Raw genomic sequence first — 18584 nt, 5'->3', positions numbered from 1 at the left:
CGGAATAATTTGCCGATGTCATCCTGAGCAAAGTCGAAGGATCCAATAAAACTTCTAATATTTAAAAATTATTTCTGTTTCTTTGCCCAAAGCTCCATTTTCCTGTTCAGAACATCCAAAGGCAGGCATCTCTGGCTCAGAATTTCATCATGGAATTTTGCCAGATTGAACTTATTTCCAAGCTGTTTCTGATATTTCTCTCTCAGTTCACGAATTCTCAATGAACCGATTTTATAACCTAAAGCCTGGCCCGGCACAGCCATATATCTTTCCACTTCGGCAGTTGCGCTGGCTTCATCATAAGAAATATTGCTCAGGAAATATTTGATGGCGTCTTCACGAGTCATTTTCCCTGTATGCAAGCCCGTATCCACCACTAATCTTACTGCCCTCAGCATCTGATCGCTCAGATACCCCATTTTCTGATAAGGATCTGTATACAGCCCTAATTCTGGCCCTAGTGTCTCACAATAATGCGCCCAGCCTTCACCATACGCTCCAAACCATCCGAATCTCATGAATTTCGGGAGCTTTGTATTTTCCTGCTGAAGAGAAAACTGATAATGATGTCCCGGAATGGCTTCATGCAGGAAAAGAGATTCCATGCCTGAAGTAACATTGAAATTCGAAGGATCAGGAAGCGGAATGTAGAAAATCCCCGGTCTTTTGCCGTCCGGAGTTCCAGGGGTGTATTCTGCGCTTGCGCTTGCCTCCCGGAATTTTTCAGTCTGCCTGATCTCAAATTTTGTTTTTGGGGTTACGGAAAACATGGTTTTCAGCTTAGGAGTAATTTTCGCCAAAATACCATTAAATCCGTCCAAAACTTCTTTTGAAGTCTTGTAAGGCATTGCTTTTGGGTCAGTTTTTACAAAATTGATAAACTCTTCCAGTGTTCCGGTAAAGCCAACCTGCTGTTTTACTTTTTCCATTTCTGCACGAAGCATAGCTACCTGCTGCTGCCCGATTTTATTGATTTCCTCAGGCGATTTGTTGGTTGTTGTCCAGCTTTTTGCATAAAACTGATAAATTTCCTTGCCATTTGGTAAGCTGTTGTATCCGTCTGTTTCTCTGGCTTTTGGAAGATATTCTTTCTCTAAGAAATCACCCATTTTTGTATATGCAGGGATTATTTTTTTGATAATAGCGTCTTTATAAAGTGCTGAGAATTTATCTTTTTGCTCTTTTGTAAAATCTTTCGGGAAATTTTTTATAGGTCCGTAGAAAATATTTTTATCTAAATCTGTGGAGGTAATTTCCTCTGCACGCATTTGGGGAATCATTTTGATTACCAGTTTTTTAGGCAGAACCATTTTGTTGTTGATCCCTTCTTTGAAATTTTCTGCAGCGGCATTCATCCATTCCGGAAACTTCTCCATTCTTTTCAGCCAGTCGCTGTAATCTTTTTCTGTTTTAAAAGGCTGGCTTCCCTGTCCGCTCCCATACAATGGAAATGTAAGCGGAAGTCCTCCAAACTGCGTAAAAGGGATATATTCCGGGTGATAGGCATAGCCTCTGATTCTGTCTTTTAAAGAATAATCCAACACATCATAGACCACTTTGTCTTCATCAGAAAGGGCTTTGTAATCTACATTTTGAAGCTGTTTCTGCACAGAATTATAAAATGCAACTTCTCCAAGAATAAAATCTTTATCAATATTGATGGGAAGCTGGTCATTATATCTGAGGTCTCCCTGTGAAGTGGCTTCCAGAGGGTATAATTTTAAATATTGCTCATAATAATTAGAAGCAATGGAATCTATATTGGAAGGGGTAACTTTCGTTAAGGGTGAATCTGTTTTTTTACAGGAAATAAGACTTATCATTATGCCGAATCCCAGAATACTTTTAGATAAAATGTTTTTCATTTCAGAATGCTTTTATAAAAAACAAATGTAAATAATTAAAGTAGAAAACGACAAAGATTATTTTCCAACGCTAATTGGATGAATAGTTTCCTCTTCAATTCGTAAGATTTTTTGACGGGAGATCTTTAAAGTGAATTGTCAAGAATCAATGGGCAGTTTCTACCGGGAATATCAACAATTCATGTACAAGTAAAATTCTGGCCTGCCTTCCTAGCCCCGATAGTAACGGTTACCCCACAGCAAGCGAAGAAAAGCGGCTGCGCGAGGAGTATGAGTGGATAGCTGGATAAAGCTCTTCGTAAAAGGCAACCTGTTCGGTTTTGATATTTAAAATTTACTTTTTAAAATGTTTTATTATTAATTATTACTCATTTTTTAAAAATAATTTTCAAAAAATTCTTCACATTCAATCTATTTTTTATCTTTGTTGAAAACATTTAACAATCATAGTATTACAGCTCTTTTTTAAGAAATAATGAAAGGGATTTTAAAAATTTACCATCCGGAGGAAACGCTAAAGTACAATATCAGAAACACTTATTGTAAGGCGGTGTACAGCAACCAGCAACATTTCCTAGAGGTTGAGATTATCACGGATGACAGCTTGGATCATGTAGAAGATGATTCATTACAGTACAATTTTCCGCAACTCTCTCTTGAAGTTTTCGATTTCCCTATCGAATCTGCGGAAATAGAAGGAAAAACAATTACCATTAACGATACGGACGAGGAAACCTACACGGAAGTAGACCTTTTCGACGATGAAGATGCTTTCATTTATGATAATGAGCTGTGTTTTGATAAGACAGAGGACGGCGAGCTTCAGGTAGTCTGGAAGGGCACCATTGATGATTTCTATACAGGGTCAGACACTCCGATTCCTTTCAGGCTGAAATGCGAATTCAGGCAGGATGATATTGTGGTAGACGAAGATTAATTATCTTATCAAAAAAATTATATCCGGATTTCTTTTCAAATATTTTTTGGAAAGAAATTTGCTGTTTTATGAAAATAACAAATTTTTAAGTTGTTTTTAAGCAATTTTTAAGATATCAATTAATAATATTCCACTACATTTGTCGTTAAAACTTTTATAAAAATTCACTTTAATGCTGTTAACGGAACTTACTCAGATTTTATTTGCACAGGTGGCTGCACCTGCAGTAGCTGCAGACGATTTAGAATTTTCATTTTGGAAGATCATGTTCCACGGAGGGGCATTCGCTAAGATAGTGATGGTAACCGTGCTCTTGCTCGGTATATTTTCCGTGTATCTTTTCTTTGAGCGTTTTTTCTTTATTAAAAGACTGACATCAAAAACAGATGCTAATTTCATGGATAATATCGAGGATTTTATCAAGGAAGGAAAAATAGAATCTGCGGCAGATTATTGCAAGAGACAAAATTCTCCGGAAGGCAGGATTTTAGAAAAGGGAATTTCCAGATTAGGACGTCCTGTTTCAGATATTGTAAGTGCAATGGAGTCTCAGGCGCAGGTAGAAGTTGCCAATATGGAAAAAAACCTGAACCTTTTGGCGGTTGTACCTAGTATTGCTCCCATGTTGGGACTTTTAGGAACAGTAATCGGGATGATTATTGCTTTCTTTAACCTGTCTCATGCCAGCGGATCTTTCTCCCCGAAAACTTTGTCAGAAGGTATTTATACGGCGCTGGGCCAAACGGCGGTAGGACTTGCAGTGGCAATTCCGGCAAACTTTTTCTACAATATTTTATTAACGAGAATTGATAAATTTGTATTAAAGGCACAGAATATGTCCGGAGAATTTTTAGATCTTATCAATAAACCTTTATAATCTTCGAAACAAATGAAAATTCAAAGAAGAAATAAAGCAAATCCGGAATTCAGTTTAGCAGCGATGACAGACGTTATCCTTCTGATGCTGATCTTCTTTATGGTAACATCCTCGGCTGCCAACCAAAGCGCAATCGATGTGAAGCTGCCTAAAACCGGAGCGGTAGATGACAATATTCCGAATCCGTTAACGGTAAGCATAAAGCCGGACGGATCTTATTTTGTAGATGATAACCCGGTAAACAGAGCAGAGCTGGAACCAACGATTGTCAATAAACTTGCCGGACAGACCAATAAATCATTCACCATCAGGGCAGATGAAAATACCATGCACAAAGATGTAGTTTTCGTAATGGAAATTGCAGAAAAACATAAATTTAACATCGCAATTGCCACCGTTAAGGATAAATAAAACTCCGAAAATCGGAAAAATTAAAATGAAAAGTTATATTATAAACAAAGACGAGCAAAACAGAGACAGGATAAAAAGCGCAGTGCTTTCTATTCTCATTTGGTCTGCGATCCTGTTATTTGTTTTTTTATATAAATTAAAACCGGAGCTGGATCAGCAGCCTGAAGAAATTACCACGATGCTGGTTAATTTCGGAGACAACAGAAACGGGAATGGGGCAGAAGAACCTGCAGATCAGCCCGGGAGTTTAGCTGCCGCAACCGAAGAAGTTACAACCGAGCCTGTAGAAACAGCCGTTCCTGAAACAAAAACGGTTATCAAGCCGGAACCTCAGCCGGAAACAAAGAAATCTGAAGCTAAGGAGAAAATTATCACAGGAAATAACTCTAAAGTAACAGTTCCTAAAAAAGAGGAGTCTAAAAAATCAAATAAAACCTCGGCAAGCACTTCTGCTACAAAAAACACTAAAAAATCCGGTGCAACAACGGCCAATTCCAAAACCGGAAACGGTGACGGAAAAGGAACTGCTGCCATTGGAAATTTAATCCGCGGAAGAGGAACAAAGGCAGGTAGCCAGGGAGACGGAACAGGAATAGGAAATGCGGGAGATCCTCTAGGTGGTGATGGAAATGGAGACAGCAAAGTCGGAATCGACAGAAAATTAGTCGGGTTTATTCCCGGAACAATGGGGCGTGGTGGAGCTCAGCCGGCCAACAGCTGTACCGCAAGCGGAACGATCACCATTGCTTACACCGTGGATAAAGCAGGAAATGTGGTGTCAGCAAGAAGATCAGGCGGAACTTCTGATCCATGCATTACTTCAAATGCCGTTTCCTGGGTTAAAAAATATGTAAAAGCTGAAAAAGCCAGTACTTCATCCACAGGAACATATAAAATTACATTTTAAAATGCAAAAGCACTTATTCGAGTGCTTTTTTTATTTCATTGATTCTGTTAATGATAGGAAGCGCAAAGATTCCGCTGGTTTGTAAATACAATTCATAAAATGTTTTTGCTTTATCTAAAAAGTCATTGTTCTTTTCTCCTCTGCCGGTAAAATAGAAAAGATTTCCCAGCATTTCGTAGTAATCTTTGTGGTCTCTTTCCTGTCTTTCATTAACGATCTTAATGATTTCCTCTTTTGATTTAGAAGATAGGGTAGTGAAATCAAATTTGAAAATATCTTTCATTAAAGAGTCAAAATCTAATTCTTTCTGCATTAAGCTTTCTTCTGGTTTGTCTAGAATAAGCTTTTCCAACGCCTGAGTCAGCTGGCGAATGAGCCTTAATGTGAATTCTTTATCTGTTATCATGATTTGTTTAAATTAAAAGTTTAAATGATCTTCCGTTGCAGTTAGTTCGCTCCATCTTGCGGAAAGAAATTTAGCATAGTGTGCCGATGAAAGTCCATAAGTTCCTAAAGAATGGCCGTCATTGACTTCTACCAATATAGTTTCCCCAACCTCATTAACTCCAAAATCTAATGCGAATGAGTTTGGCTGAGTAGTAAATGATTCAATGGCTGCCTGCACTGTTTTTAAGTCTATTCTTGTATCCCAATCCCCTTTATATCTTCTGATATCTAAAATTTCTTTATACCGAATAAAACAGCGCCATTCCGTTCTAAAATCAATAAGCTCAGAGCAAAGAACTTCAATATCTCTTTCTTCATTGATGAGCCCAAGGAAATCCATTTCATTTTTAATGACTTTCCCCGCAAACAATTTAGTTTCAGTTTTGGGCTTAATAAAAATATTCCAATTGTTTTTATCCGAAAAAATTTTTTTAATGCTTGATTCCCAGATTTTTCTTTTTAAAAAGGGTTTTAATTCTTCAGGATAATCTATTTCCTTTTCAGGGCGAACGATATTTAAATTTTGTAGTCTTTTTCTTACATTTCCAATTCCGCCAACGACTATATTTTCCGGATTATGATCTGATATCTCATCTGCATCAAAAAACTTCTTTATCTCAAAACCAAAATTTCTGAAACCTTCAAAAGCAATAAAAGCGTTTACATTATAAAAATCACCGTTTTTATCTGTCTGAATATAAGCTTTCATGAGTATAATTTATGCAAAAAACAAATAAGCCAAACCAATAGCGGTAATAACCCCTACTAAATCTGCCAGAAGCATAGCAATTACGGTGTATCTTGTATTCTTAACAGCCACAGCACCGAAATAAACTGCAATCACGTAAAACGTAGTATCTGAGCTTCCCTGAAGAACTGCTGCCAGTTTACCCTGAAAACTGTCTGCCCCGAAGGTCGCCATTGTATCCACCATCATTCCCCTTGCACCGGAGCCGGAAAGAGGCTTGATAAGGGCAGTCGGAAGACCGTCTACAAAACGGGGATCCAAGTTTGCGGCATTGGCCACCCATTTCATTCCGTCTATAATTACATCAAAAACTCCGGAAGTTCTTAATAATGAGATAGCAATCAGCATCCCGACTAAATAAGGAATAATTTTCACGCAGGTCCAGAAACCCTCTTTTGCACCTTCAATAAAGGCATCAAAAACATTGATTTTTTTATATACAGCTCCAAGGACAATAGCAAGAAAAATAAACAGAATCAATCCGTTACTTAAAACTTTGCTGAAATCATCCAGCTCGTCTTTGCTTAATTTGGTAAGATACAAAACCAATAAAGCAATAATTGCCGAAATCCCGCCAATATATGCGATAACAACAGGTTTTAACAAGTTGATTTTCTGATACAGGGAAACAATGATCATAGCGGCCAGCGTTGCCGCAAAAGTTGCGATCATACACGGAAGAAAAATATCTGTCGGCGTTTTTGATCCCATCGAAGCCCGGATTGCGATGATTGAAACAGGAATCAGGGTCATTCCTCCTGCATGAAGGCACAAAAACATGATCTGCGAATTGCTGGCCGTATCTTTATTTGGATTTAGGGTCTGGAGGCTTTCCATTGCTTTTAATCCGAAAGGAGTTGCAGCATTATCCAACCCCAAAAGATTGGCGCTGAAATTCATCAGCATGTGCCCGAAAGCCGGATGATTTTTAGGAATCTCCGGGAATAATCTCGAAAAAAATGGTTGAATGAAGCGGCTTAAAAGATTAATTCCGCCTGCTTTTTCAGCAATACTCATGAATCCCATAAAAAGGGTCATAATTCCTATCAGCCCGATACAAATTTTCACTGCGGTTTCTGAAGTTCCGATTACGCCGTCTGCCTCCTGAACACGGTAAACTTTCACGTTCTGTTGTAAGGAATCTGTTTTATAATGAATTCTGCTGTCCGCAAAATCTGGTTTTTTCATCAAACTGTCCCGCACAACGGGAGAAAGCGAGTTGATTTTTTGAGTTGCGATCTGCACCGTATCACCGCCTTTGCCCACCACCATATCATTGAAAATGGTTTTGTAATGGCTTGACGAAATGTATTTTATACTTGCAACGGCAATGGCAATAATAATGAAAGCCGACCAAATTCTGCTGAGAACCATTTGATTGAATTAAGATTGCTTAAACTTATCAAAAAAACTTCAGATTACAAAAAAAGGGAAGGCTTTTGCGTCATTGCGAGGAATGAAATGACGAAGCGATCTCATGAAAGGACTCAGTAAATTATTTGAAGCTTAATCCCGCTATCCACTTTTACTCCTCGCGCAGCTGCTTTTGCCAGCTCTTGCTGTGGGGTAACCGTTTCTATCGGGGCTAGGGAAATGAAGCTGCTGAAAAAGCATCCGTCAAAAATTCTTACGAATTTTCTCCGCCCTCCATAGTAGGGTAATTTACTTCTCATCAAGATAAACTAAAAATCCTTCAAAATCATCATCTAAATTCTTCAAAACCTTTGCATCTTTCATCTTCTTTTCTAAAGCATCAATAAAAAAACTTTTCTCGAAAAACTGGCGGTGAATACCGGGAAGAAGTTCCATAAAATAATCCATCCCTATTTTGTTATTATGAAGATCCATTTTTGTTTCCAAAGGTTTGTTTGGGAACAGCTCTTCGTGCATATCTGTGATTCTTTTACAGAAATCCAGTGCTTTTTTCGGGGACGAAACCTTGCAGCAGTACATCATGATGAAAGCGCACCACAATGCATGTCTGAATGCATTCCCGACTCCGTTTTTAGATGCTGTCTTAGGAAATTTTTTCTGTGCAATGGCAAATGCCTGTACCGTTGCATGAAAACTTAATAAAGAAAAAATAGGATGGGGTAGAATAAGCGACAAAAGGCGCATGATCTTTTTAAAGCTTAATGTCCGGATCGTATTAAAAAATATCTTAAAAGTTCTCATAAAAAAAAATCTCTCCCTAATTAGAGAGAGATTGTAGTATTTTGTTACAAATTGTTATGCTTTTACTGCTAATAATTTTACCGTCTTTGCAACAGTGTCCTGAATTTCAGTTCTTTTCACGATAAAATCCACAAAGCCTTTCTCCTGAAGGAATTCCGATGTCTGGAAACCTTCCGGCAAATCTCGTCCTATTGTTTCACGGATTACTCTTGGCCCTGCAAAACCGATCAGTGCACCGGGTTCTGCCATGATAATATCCGCTGTCATTGCGAAAGAAGCTGTAATACCACCAAAAGTAGGGTCACAAAGATAAGCGATGTATAAAAGCCCTGCTTCTGAAAGCTGAGCCAGTTTTGCTTGAACTTTAGCAAGCTGCATCAAAGAATACGTTGCTTCCTGCATTCTTGCTCCTCCTGACTGGCAGATGATCATATAAGGAAGCTTGTGCTTAATACAATAATCTACTGCCCTTCTTATCTTTTCACCCATTACAGAACCCAAAGAACCTCCAATGAAAGCGAAATCCATACAGGAAACTACCATTTCAGTTCCTTTTACAGTTCCTACTGCGTTTCTGATGGAATCCGTAAGCTTTGTTTTTGCTTTTACTTCCTTTAAACGGTCTGTATAAGATTTTGTATCTTTAAAGTTCAGCATATCAATGCTTTCAACATTGGCATCCAGCTCAGTGAATTTACCATCGTCAAAAAGGATATCAAAAAATTCTGCACTTCCTATTCTTACATGAAATCCGTCTTCCGGAGAAACATAGTTATTTCTCTTCAGCTCATCATGTTCCACTACTTTTCCTGACGGAGTCTGATGCCAAAGGCCTTTCGGAACATCCTTTTTTTCATCAGTAGAGGTCGTAATGTTTTTTGTTTTTCTTTTAAACCAGTCGAATGCCATTTATGAAATTTTAATTAAATTTTGCATTTTGATTCTTGAATTTTAGATTTTGAACACTAAAATGATAATTCAAAATCCAAAATTAATAATTCAAAATTATTTAAGCGTATTTACGTTATTTAAATCTTCAAATGCTTTTACCAATCTCGCAGAGAAAGTTTCCTCACCTTTTCTTACCCAAACTCTTGGATCATAGAATTTTTTGTTTGGTTTTTCTTCTCCTTCAGGATTACCGATCTGAGTTCTTAAATAGTCAATATTATTAACCATGTAATCTCTCACGCCTTCTGTATAAGCGAATTGAAGGTCTGTGTCGATATTCATTTTAATAACACCATACTCAATTGCCTCTCTGATTTCTTCCAGGGTAGAGCCTGATCCTCCGTGGAATACAAAGTTGATAGGCTTCGCAGCAGTTCCGAATTTCTCCTGAACAAATTTCTGTGAATTGTCAAGGATTTTAGGTGTAAGAACCACGTTTCCAGGTTTATAAACACCGTGTACATTTCCAAACGCAGCAGCGATTGTAAAGTTATCGGAAATAGCTTTTAATTTTTCGTATGTGTAAGCTACATCTTCCGGCTGAGTATATAGTTTTGAATTATCAACATCAGAATTGTCAACACCATCTTCTTCACCACCTGTAACTCCGATCTCAACTTCAAGAGTCATCTGCATTTTAGCCATTCTTTCGAAATATTTAGCAGAAATTTCTAAGTTTTCTTCTAAAGACTCTTCAGAAAGGTCCAGCATGTGAGAAGAGTAAAGAGATTTCCCTGTCTGCTTGAAGAATTCTTCATTAGCATCCATTAATCCGTCTATCCAAGGCAATAATTTCTTTGCACAGTGGTCTGTGTGAAGAATTACCGTAGCCCCGTAAGCTTCTGCAAGGGTATGGATATGCTTTGCACCGGCGATTCCTCCCAAAATAGCTGATTTCTGGCCGTCATTGCTTAATCCTTTTCCTGCATTGTAAGCAGCTCCACCATTAGAGAACTGAATAATAACAGGTGAGTTTAATTTTGCTGCAGTTTCCATTACCGCATTTACGTTGCTAGAACCAATTACGTTTACTGCAGGTAATGCAAATTTGTTTTCTTTAGCATGCTGAAAAATATCAGTAACTAACTGACCTGTGGCAACTCCTGCCGGGAAAATTCTGCTCATGTTTTACTTTTTAATATAAATTATTAGGGTTTGTAAAATTCCTGTAAAGGTAATAATTTTTAAAATATTTTTAATTTCTTTTGTCCCTTCCCCAAAGTAGCTTCTGGCGGATGGTTTCATAGAAGCTCAGATTGTTCGGCTGTACCAGCAAAATCTGGAAACCGGCCTTTCTGATGACAATTTCTTTATCTGTTTCTATATGTATCAATCGTGAATCCAGCGAAAGTGAGTATTGTGGGACACGGCTTTCCACTTTAAATTTAATTTCCACCCTGTCGTTCACCACCAAAGGCCTTACATTGAGGTTGTGAGGAGCGATGGGAGTAATGACGAAGTTTTCGTTATTCGGAGAAATGATAGGCCCGCCGCAGCTTAATGAATAAGCAGTGGAACCTGTAGGAGTGGAAACAATCACGCCGTCTCCCCAGAAAACATTTAAAAATTCGTTATTAATATAAGAATCAACCGTCACCATGGATGTTGTTTCTTTTCTGGAAACCGTAACATCATTCAGAGCATACGGGAAAAAACCTTCCAATTCTGGTGAAACAACCTCTATCACGGAGCGGCGGCTGGTTTTTACATCGCCTTTTAAGATAGAATCAAGCTCGTTAAAAGCTTCCTCCTTCGTAAAGCTTGCAAGGAAACCCAATCTTCCTGTATTTACCCCTACAATAGGGATTTCAAGGTCCTCGATAAAGGTTAAAGAGTTTACAATCGTTCCGTCTCCGCCAAAGGTGAAGAAAAGATCTACTTCTTTATCCAGAAGATCCTGCTTGGAATTAAAAGTTTCGAAAATTTTTGAAAACTGAAGGGCCTCAGCCATTTCATCATATAAAACAGATTTTACGCCTCTGTTTTCCAGCTCCGAAATAAATTTGCTTAAATATAAAAAAGTATCAAGATCTTTTTTCTGGGAATATATGGCTGCCTTCATTAGTTTTATATTTCTATGAATTTTTGGAAAAACCCAAATCTGTCTTTAAATAAATCAGATTTTTCATCAGAATAGTATTTTTCAACAATTCTATAATCATAACGGTCGAAAGTTTCATCAATAGAGCTCAGGTTTTCATTGCTGATCTTGATGGTTACATGAATGGCTTCATCTGACATGAAACTGATAAATGCACCATAAAATTTAGAGTTATTACTTTCTACAATATTGGCGATTTCCGTCATGGAATATTTTCTGGAAGGAACCTCTACCGTAAGTATTGCTCCGGATTCCGAAAATAAAGGATATTTTGACAGGTCCTGGAAAATATCATCACAGGTGATGTAGCCTAAATACTTTTCGTTTTTATTGATAATGGGAACTACATTGGCATTGAAGGTATAGAATAGCCGTATACTGTCCATGACATTATTGTCTTCAAGTATTGCAAAACGCTCAATCTGATGTTCAAGGTCTTTCAGAGTGCCTTCTTCCTCGTAAAGAAAATCCTCTGCAAGTGCTCCGTAAAACTGATTTGATTTTTTAATGAATACATGAGAATATCCAAATGCTTCTAAAGTATCTCTTGCTGATTCTATCGAGTCAGTCAAACTAAAACACGGGTAGTCTTTTGAGATATAGTCCTTGATAAACATTGTGCTAATTTATAAAAAATTAAACGAAACTTTTTCTGAAAGCTGATTTTTTTTTCTGGGATTTTTAAAAAATGAAATTTAAAATTTGTTCGTGTAGAAAAAAAAGTTACCTTTGTAGCCTTTCATTTTTACTTTTTATTAGATTTATTTCAAACTGCACTGTCTTTGAGACTTCTGCAGTTTTTTTATTTCAGGGCTTTTGCAAACTCCCACATAACGATGCCTCCGCATACACTTACGTTTAAAGAATGCTTGGTTCCCAGCTGTGGAATTTCAATGAAAGAATCTATATTTTCAAGAGCTTCATCACTAATTCCTTCTACTTCATTTCCTAAAATAACGGCGTATTTTTTAGATTTATCAATTTCAAAATCGGTGATCATTTTGCTGTTGGTGGTCTGTTCTATGCCCACAACCTCAAAACCATGGGATTTTAAGTCATTTATGGTAGTATTAATGTCGCTTTCATGGCTCCAGTCTACGCTTTCCGTAGCACCTAATGCTGCTTTATGAATTTCGCGGTGTGGAGGCTGCGGGGTAATTCCGCAAAGAATAATTTTTTGAACTAAAAAAGCATCAGCGGTCCTGAAAGTTGCTCCCACATTATGCATGCTTCTAATGTTGTCCAGTACCACCACCAACGGAACTTTCTCTACATTTTTAAATGTTTCAACATCTATTCTGTTAAGCTCTTCCAGTTTTAATTTCTGTACCAATGTTTTTTAATTTGTTGAGATTAATCTTTATTTATAAGCTTTTTTATAAGCCAGAATTTGAAGTGCAATTTACCAAAATTTAAGCTTTATTCATGTATTAAATAAAAAAACCGCCTCAAAAAGAGACGGTTTAACCTTAACTAATTAATGATTATGATTTCGGCTCACAGCCCGTGACCGTGTTTTGTTTCTGACGTAGCTTTAATTTTTATGTTAATATTGTGTTTTGGTGTTTGTTATTCATAAAAAATAAGCAATTAGAGATTTGTTTAGCTTAAAAACAAAAATTTGATTAAAAAAGTTTAGTAAAAATAATATTAATATTTCACAAAGCAAGAGTTTTATGACGAATTACACATTTGTTTATGTTGATTGTCAAACACTTATACAGAACTTTTTGTTTTAAAAAAAGTCTAAAAAATTAGTAAAATAATAAAAGAAAAAGGATTGTTTTTTTTTTACTTTTTCAGGCCCATAATCTGGTGCACACTTCGTTCAATATTTTGTGCAATGGTTTCCATCGGGATATCATTTTCGTCATTACCGAACGGATCTTCAATTTCCTCAGCAATGATTTCAAGGCTCATCAGAACATAATACACAAAAACCGTAAGCGGAATCATAAAAAATCCAATAGAAACTACATACGCCACAGGCAGCGCCAACACATAAAGAATAATAAACTTTTTCACGAAAGAAGAATAAGAATAAGGAATAGGGGTATTTTTGATCCTTTCACAGCCACCGCAAACTTCCAGAAAGCCGGAAAGCTGACTGTCAAGATACAGCATTTCAATATCTGAAACTTTTCCTTCTTTTTTTAACTGGTTTAATTTATGGGTTAAAAGGATAACAATTTCGCTTGGGCCATGATGCTTTATATATTCTTCGATTTCAGAATAATCTTCGTCCAGAGCCAGTCTGGTGGATTCTTTCGATAGATGCTTCGCTAAAAAATGTGGAAAATACTTGAGGTAACGGGCGATCTGTTCCGCATCCTGTCTGTCATTTTCAAGAATAGAATTTATTTTAATGGCAAAATTCCGGGTGTCATTTACTAATTTTCCCCAAAGCTTTCTGCCTTCCCACCAACGGTCGTACGCTGTATTCGTTCTGAAAACCAAGAGTAAAGAAAGCACAAACCCCAGCAAAGAATGGATAAGACTTACATTACTGATGGGAGATTTTGAAGAAAGGTGAAGATATTCCACCTCCAGAAATTCTATTCCCCAAGAGTATAATCCTACCACGATCATGGAAGGAAAAAGGATTTTCAGGGTGTCACTTGTATGCAGGCTGAAAAGAATTTTCAGGAAATGTTTTGTATTGTAGGCTTTCATAAACTCGTTAGTAGTACAAATATAAATTTTTCATTTTATCCCTGCTTTACGAGAAACCATAAATTTAATTATCTCGATCACACTTTCTTTGTTAAAAAATTAATACAAAAATGGGATATTACAGAAAAGGACACTTCAGAAGAGACGGAAAATGGGTAAGCGGACATTTTGTAAGTACATTCGGGAGAAAAAGAAGATCGAAAAATCCGCAGGGCTGTGCAGTGCTTATTTTCGGAGGGATCATTTCGGTTTTACTGTATTTTTTGAGTTAAGGATAATTTACTTAATGGAAACCTATACCGAATATTAACGTTTAAATTTTTCTGAATTTCAAAAAAGCATTACTTTTATTTCGCATTAAATACAAAACACATGATTCTCGAAAACGTAGATGTTGTACAAGATATTAGTAAAGAAGATTTTCAGAAAAACTATTTTAAGAAGCATAAGCCTCTTTTAATAAAGAATTTTGCGAGCCGTTGGGAAGCTTTTGACAAATGGAATTTTGATTTTATCCGAGAAAAAGCGGGTGAACAGGAAGTGCCTTTATATGATAACAAGCCTGCCGATGCCTCAAAAAGTTCTGATGCGCCGGTCACCAAAATGAAGATGAAGGATTATATCGATACCATAAAAAGCAGGCCTTCGGATTTAAGAATCTTCTTTTATATCATTCCAGACAGGCTTCCGGAGTTGTTGAAAAATTTCACTTATCCGGATTTGGGAATGAAATTTTTTAAGCGGCTTCCCACTTTATTTTTCGGGGGGAGTGAGGCCCATGTTTTAATGCATTATGATGTGGATCTGGGAGATTTTCTTCACATTCATTTTGAGGGTAAAAAAAGGATTTTGTTATTTGATCAAAAACAATCTGCGTTTTTATATAAAGTTCCTCTTTCTGTGCACACAATTTATGATGTAGATTACGAGAACCCGGATTATGAACAATTTCCGGCTTTAAAACATGCCAGAGGTTTCGAGATTTTCATGGAACACGGGGATGCATTGTTTATTCCAGGAGCTTTCTGGCATTTCAACAGGTATCTGGAGCCCGGATTTTCGCTGTCTCTCCGTGCACTCCCGAATAAACCCGGTGTTTTTGCCAGCATGCTGTATCATGTTTTCATTATGAGATATACGGATAAATTAATGAGGAAGATTTTTAAAGCTAAATGGGTGGATTACAAACAGAAATGGGCTTATAAAAAGAGTTCAAAAGCTTTGGCTGACAGTTTAAATAAATAAAATCTATATTTTACTGTATCCAAACCTAACGGGTTTTTAAAACCCGTTAGGTTTAAATAAAGCATTGAGACAAATATTTCAAAAACTTTACTCCTACTATTTTATTTCATACTTTTACCGACCTAATTTTAAGAACGATTTTAATGGCAAAGGCTACGAAGAAAGAAACCCCGTTAATGACGCAGTATAATACCATCAAGGCGAAATATCCTGATGCACTTTTACTATTCAGAGTCGGAGATTTTTACGAAACCTTTGGGCAGGATGCTGTTAGAACATCACAGATTTTAGGAATTGTTCTTACGAAAAGAGCAAACGGGGAAGGACATATTGAATTGGCCGGATTTCCACACCATTCCGTAGATTCTTATTTACCGAAACTGGTAAGGGCCGGAATGAGGGTTGCCATCTGTGATCAGCTGGAAGATCCGAAAACAGTGAAAGGAATTGTAAAAAGAGGGGTTACTGAGCTGGTGACACCCGGTGTTACATTCAACGACCAGGTTCTAAATTCTAAAAAAAATAATTTCCTGCTTTCCCTGCATAAGGAAAAAGAAAAATTCGGGATTGCTCTAGTGGATATTTCTACCGGAGAATTTTTGGTGAGTGAGGGAAATCTGGAAAAATTAATTCATATCGTCAATACTTTTGATCCGAGTGAAATTATTTACCAGCGAAGCGTTCAGATTCCGGAGCAGATTAAAAATAAAAATGCCTTTAAGCTCGAAGACTGGGCTTTCCAGTACAATTTCGCTTACGAAAAACTGACCAATCATTTTAAAACCAATTCATTAAAAGGTTTTGGTGTGGAAAACCAACCGTTGGCCATCACCGCAGCGGGTGCCATTTTTGCTTACCTGGTTGAAGATACCCATCACAATTTATTGTCTCATATCACTAAAATCCAAATCATTCCGCAGGAAGATTTCCTGATGATGGATAATTTTACCCTGAGAAACCTTGAGATTGTATATCCAAGCAATCCGCAGGGAAAATCTTTACTGGATATTATCGATAAAACTTCAACTCCGATGGGAGGAAGGTTGTTGAGACGAAGAATTATTTTACCCTTAAAATCAGTAAACGAAATCAACAGAAGGCTTTCTCTAATTGATTTTTTAAACGAAAAAGATCAGCTTAAATATGAAATTTCCCAGCTGTTAAAGTCGATCTCAGATTTGGACAGGTTAATGGGGAAGCTGGCGGCAGAAAAAATTTCACCTAAAGAATTAGGGTATCTTCGCCAGAGCTTGATTAATATTCATAAAATTAAAGCACTGCTTCATCCTCATGCCGATGTTTTAGCGTGGCTGGATCCGCTGTACGACCAGGATGAATTAATAAAATGTCTCCAAAATCACCTGAACGACGAGCTTCCGGTAAATTTAGCAAAAGGAAACGTCATTAAAGAAGGCATTTCAGAAGAGCTGGACAGATTAAGGGGGCTTCAATCCAAAGGACGTGGATTTTTGGATGAAATGTGCCAGAGAGAAATTGAAAGAACAGGAATTACCAGCCTTAAAATTGATTTTAATAATGTTTTCGGATACTATATTGAAGTTCGAAATACGCATAAAGACAAAGTTCCAAGCGACTGGGTGAGAAAACAGACCCTGGTGAATGCCGAAAGATACATCACCGAAGAGCTGAAAGAATATGAAAATCAGATTCTGGGAGCAGAAGAGAAAATAGGGGTTCTGGAAAATGAGCTGTACAGGAATGTCTGTTCGGAAACGATGATTTATATTGACCAGATTCAGGAAAATTCAAATATTATTGCCCAATTGGATGTGGCCGTCGGGCTATCGGAACTGGCTGTTTCTGAAAGCTATACAAAGCCTGTTTTAACGGAGACTTTTGCCATTGACCTGAAAGAAGCAAGACACCCGATTATTGAAAACGCACTTCCGCTGGGAGAAAAATATATCCCGAATGACATTTTCCTGGATAAAGATTCTCAGCAGATCATCATGGTAACCGGACCGAACATGGCGGGTAAATCTGCCATTCTTCGCCAGACTGCGATTGTTTGTTTATTGGCCCAGATCGGAAGTTTTGTTCCTGCAAAGCATGCTGAAATCGGGATTTTAGATAAAATTTTTACAAGAGTAGGAGCCACAGATAATATTTCTGCGGGAGAATCCACATTCATGGTGGAGATGAACGAAGCTGCGAATATTTTAAATAATATTTCCGAAAGAAGTTTAATTCTTTTAGATGAAATCGGACGGGGAACTTCTACGTATGACGGGGTTTCCATTGCATGGGCTATCGCGGAATACCTTCATCAGCATCCTACGCAGGCAAAGACATTATTTGCCACCCATTATCATGAATTAAATGAAATGACCGTAAATTTTGAGCGGGTAAAAAACTTCCACGTTTCCATCAAGGAGAATAAAGGAAATATTATCTTTTTAAGAAAATTAATTCCCGGAGGAAGTGAACACAGCTTCGGGATCCATGTGGCGAAACTGGCCGGAATGCCTTCTAAAGTGGTCAACCGGGCCAATGAGATCCTGAAAACACTGGAAGCAAGCCGTGGACAGGGTACAGGAGCAACCGACACTATAAAAAGGGTAACAGAGGAGAACATGCAGTTATCTTTCTTTCAGCTGGATGACCCTGTTTTGGAAAATATACGTGAAGAGCTTACAAAAATAGACATCAATACTTTAACCCCGATTGAAGCTTTAATGAAGCTGAATGCTATTAAAAAGATGATTGGGGGATAAAAATATAAGTCTCGGAAAACCTGAGACTTATATTTTATATTCTAAATGAAAATTAATCATATTTCTTCAAAGCTAAAGGAAAAGTATAAAGATAACGTACCGGTTCGCCGTTAATGGTAGCGGGTTTCCACTTTACAAATAATCTCCTTATGGCCACTTCTGCAGCCTGAGAATGTTTTTTATCACTTCCTGTGGCCGTCACATAGCGTACATATCCGGTCTTTTCGATAATAAAATAAACTCTTGTATCAATTTTATTGGATTTTACATCAATCACATCCATGCTTTCTGCAAACTTTCGTTTAAAAACATCCATTCCGCCAGGGAATTCCGGGGCAGTATCGGCTCTGGTTACTGCATCCTCAAGCTTCATTTTTGTTTTTAATACAGCGTAGTCCGGAAGTTGTGATACGTTGCTAAATTCCTGGGCAAAAGTAAAAAGACTTAAAAAAATTCCTAAAAAAAGTATTATTTTCTTCATAATGACAAAAATGATTTACTTTTTTGAAGCA

The 18584-nt window shown here is 37.3% G+C and carries 20 protein-coding genes; 7 read left to right on the top strand and 13 right to left on the bottom strand.

Translation table 11 applies throughout. The features are described 5' to 3' along the window. Positions 1-68: 68 nt before the first annotated feature. Positions 69-1865: a DUF885 domain-containing protein gene (locus H560_RS0102550; RefSeq protein ID WP_027378591.1), complete on the bottom strand. Its 1797-nt coding sequence runs from the start codon at positions 1863-1865 to the stop codon at positions 69-71. A gap of 475 nt (positions 1866-2340) precedes the next feature. On the opposite strand from H560_RS0102550, the gene H560_RS0102545 reads away from it, so the two are divergent. The 4 genes from H560_RS0102545 (at position 2341) to H560_RS0102530 (ending at position 4997) form a co-directional block, all read left to right on the top strand. Further along, complete coding sequence (locus H560_RS0102545; protein ID WP_027378590.1) at positions 2341-2802, top strand: hypothetical protein; 462 nt, start codon at positions 2341-2343, stop codon at positions 2800-2802. A 172-nt stretch (positions 2803-2974) separates the two neighbouring features. After that, entirely contained in the window at positions 2975-3679 is a 705-nt protein-coding gene (locus tag H560_RS0102540; RefSeq protein WP_027378589.1) for a MotA/TolQ/ExbB proton channel family protein, read from the top strand. Between the two features lie 12 nt (positions 3680-3691). Continuing rightward, entirely contained in the window at positions 3692-4090 is a 399-nt protein-coding gene (locus H560_RS0102535; protein ID WP_027378588.1) for an ExbD/TolR family protein, read from the top strand. 25 nt (positions 4091-4115) lie between these two features. Then, a complete protein-coding gene (locus tag H560_RS0102530; protein ID WP_027378587.1) occupies positions 4116-4997 on the top strand; it encodes an energy transducer TonB in 882 nt (293 codons plus the stop codon). 13 nt (positions 4998-5010) lie between these two features. On the opposite strand, the gene H560_RS0102525 is transcribed toward H560_RS0102530, so the two are convergent. The 11 genes from H560_RS0102525 to H560_RS0102475 form a co-directional block, all read right to left on the bottom strand. Then, positions 5011-5403: a hypothetical protein gene (locus H560_RS0102525; RefSeq protein ID WP_027378586.1), complete on the bottom strand. Its 393-nt coding sequence runs from the start codon at positions 5401-5403 to the stop codon at positions 5011-5013. Positions 5404-5415: 12 nt separating this feature from the next. Further along, positions 5416-6153 carry an ATP-grasp domain-containing protein gene (locus tag H560_RS0102520; RefSeq protein ID WP_027378585.1) on the bottom strand — a complete coding sequence of 246 codons (738 nt, stop codon included), beginning with the start codon at positions 6151-6153 and terminating at the stop codon, positions 5416-5418. 9 nt (positions 6154-6162) lie between these two features. Beyond that, entirely contained in the window at positions 6163-7566 is a 1404-nt protein-coding gene (locus H560_RS0102515; RefSeq protein ID WP_027378584.1) for a nucleoside recognition domain-containing protein, read from the bottom strand. Between the two features lie 113 nt (positions 7567-7679). Beyond that, positions 7680-7865: a hypothetical protein gene (locus H560_RS0102510; RefSeq protein WP_027378583.1), complete on the bottom strand. Its 186-nt coding sequence runs from the start codon at positions 7863-7865 to the stop codon at positions 7680-7682. Then, the gene (locus H560_RS0102505) at positions 7855-8367 is read right to left on the bottom strand and encodes a DUF6973 domain-containing protein (RefSeq protein ID WP_027378582.1); all 513 of its coding nucleotides are present in this window, start codon (positions 8365-8367) and stop codon (positions 7855-7857) included. Before H560_RS0102505 ends, H560_RS0102510 begins: the two co-directional genes overlap by 11 nt. A gap of 54 nt (positions 8368-8421) precedes the next feature. Continuing rightward, positions 8422-9276: an acetyl-CoA carboxylase, carboxyltransferase subunit beta gene (gene accD, locus H560_RS0102500; RefSeq protein WP_027378581.1), complete on the bottom strand. Its 855-nt coding sequence runs from the start codon at positions 9274-9276 to the stop codon at positions 8422-8424. Between the two features lie 96 nt (positions 9277-9372). Beyond that, entirely contained in the window at positions 9373-10443 is a 1071-nt protein-coding gene (gene fbaA, locus H560_RS0102495; RefSeq protein WP_027378580.1) for a class II fructose-bisphosphate aldolase, read from the bottom strand. 70 nt (positions 10444-10513) lie between these two features. Further along, entirely contained in the window at positions 10514-11380 is an 867-nt protein-coding gene (locus H560_RS0102490; protein WP_027378579.1) for an NAD kinase, read from the bottom strand. 5 nt (positions 11381-11385) lie between these two features. Next, on the bottom strand, positions 11386-12036 hold the full coding sequence (locus H560_RS0102485; RefSeq protein ID WP_027378578.1) for a CBS domain-containing protein: 651 nt from the start codon (positions 12034-12036) through the stop codon (positions 11386-11388). 185 nt (positions 12037-12221) lie between these two features. Beyond that, a complete protein-coding gene (locus H560_RS0102480) occupies positions 12222-12752 on the bottom strand; it encodes an RNA methyltransferase (protein WP_027378577.1) in 531 nt (176 codons plus the stop codon). Positions 12753-13210: 458 nt separating this feature from the next. Beyond that, a complete protein-coding gene (locus H560_RS0102475) occupies positions 13211-14092 on the bottom strand; it encodes a bestrophin family protein (protein ID WP_027378576.1) in 882 nt (293 codons plus the stop codon). A gap of 110 nt (positions 14093-14202) precedes the next feature. Between H560_RS0102475 and H560_RS22885 the strand changes: the two genes are divergently transcribed. The 3 genes from H560_RS22885 (at position 14203) to mutS (ending at position 18072) form a co-directional block, all read left to right on the top strand. Further along, a complete protein-coding gene (locus H560_RS22885; protein ID WP_155844941.1) occupies positions 14203-14364 on the top strand; it encodes a hypothetical protein in 162 nt (53 codons plus the stop codon). A gap of 100 nt (positions 14365-14464) precedes the next feature. Further along, a complete protein-coding gene (locus H560_RS0102465; protein ID WP_027378575.1) occupies positions 14465-15337 on the top strand; it encodes a cupin-like domain-containing protein in 873 nt (290 codons plus the stop codon). Positions 15338-15480: 143 nt separating this feature from the next. Beyond that, a complete protein-coding gene (mutS, locus tag H560_RS0102460) occupies positions 15481-18072 on the top strand; it encodes a DNA mismatch repair protein MutS (protein WP_027378574.1) in 2592 nt (863 codons plus the stop codon). Positions 18073-18124: 52 nt separating this feature from the next. On the opposite strand, the gene H560_RS0102455 is transcribed toward mutS, so the two are convergent. Further along, on the bottom strand, positions 18125-18553 hold the full coding sequence (locus H560_RS0102455) for an energy transducer TonB (protein WP_027378573.1): 429 nt from the start codon (positions 18551-18553) through the stop codon (positions 18125-18127). Positions 18554-18584 lie beyond the last annotated feature (31 nt).

It is taken from the genome of Chryseobacterium daeguense DSM 19388, from assembly GCF_000430825.1.
GTDB lineage: Bacteria > Bacteroidota > Bacteroidia > Flavobacteriales > Weeksellaceae > Chryseobacterium > Chryseobacterium daeguense.
Note: the sequence above shows the minus strand (reverse complement) of the source record. Positions and strands in the feature narration are given on the sequence as shown.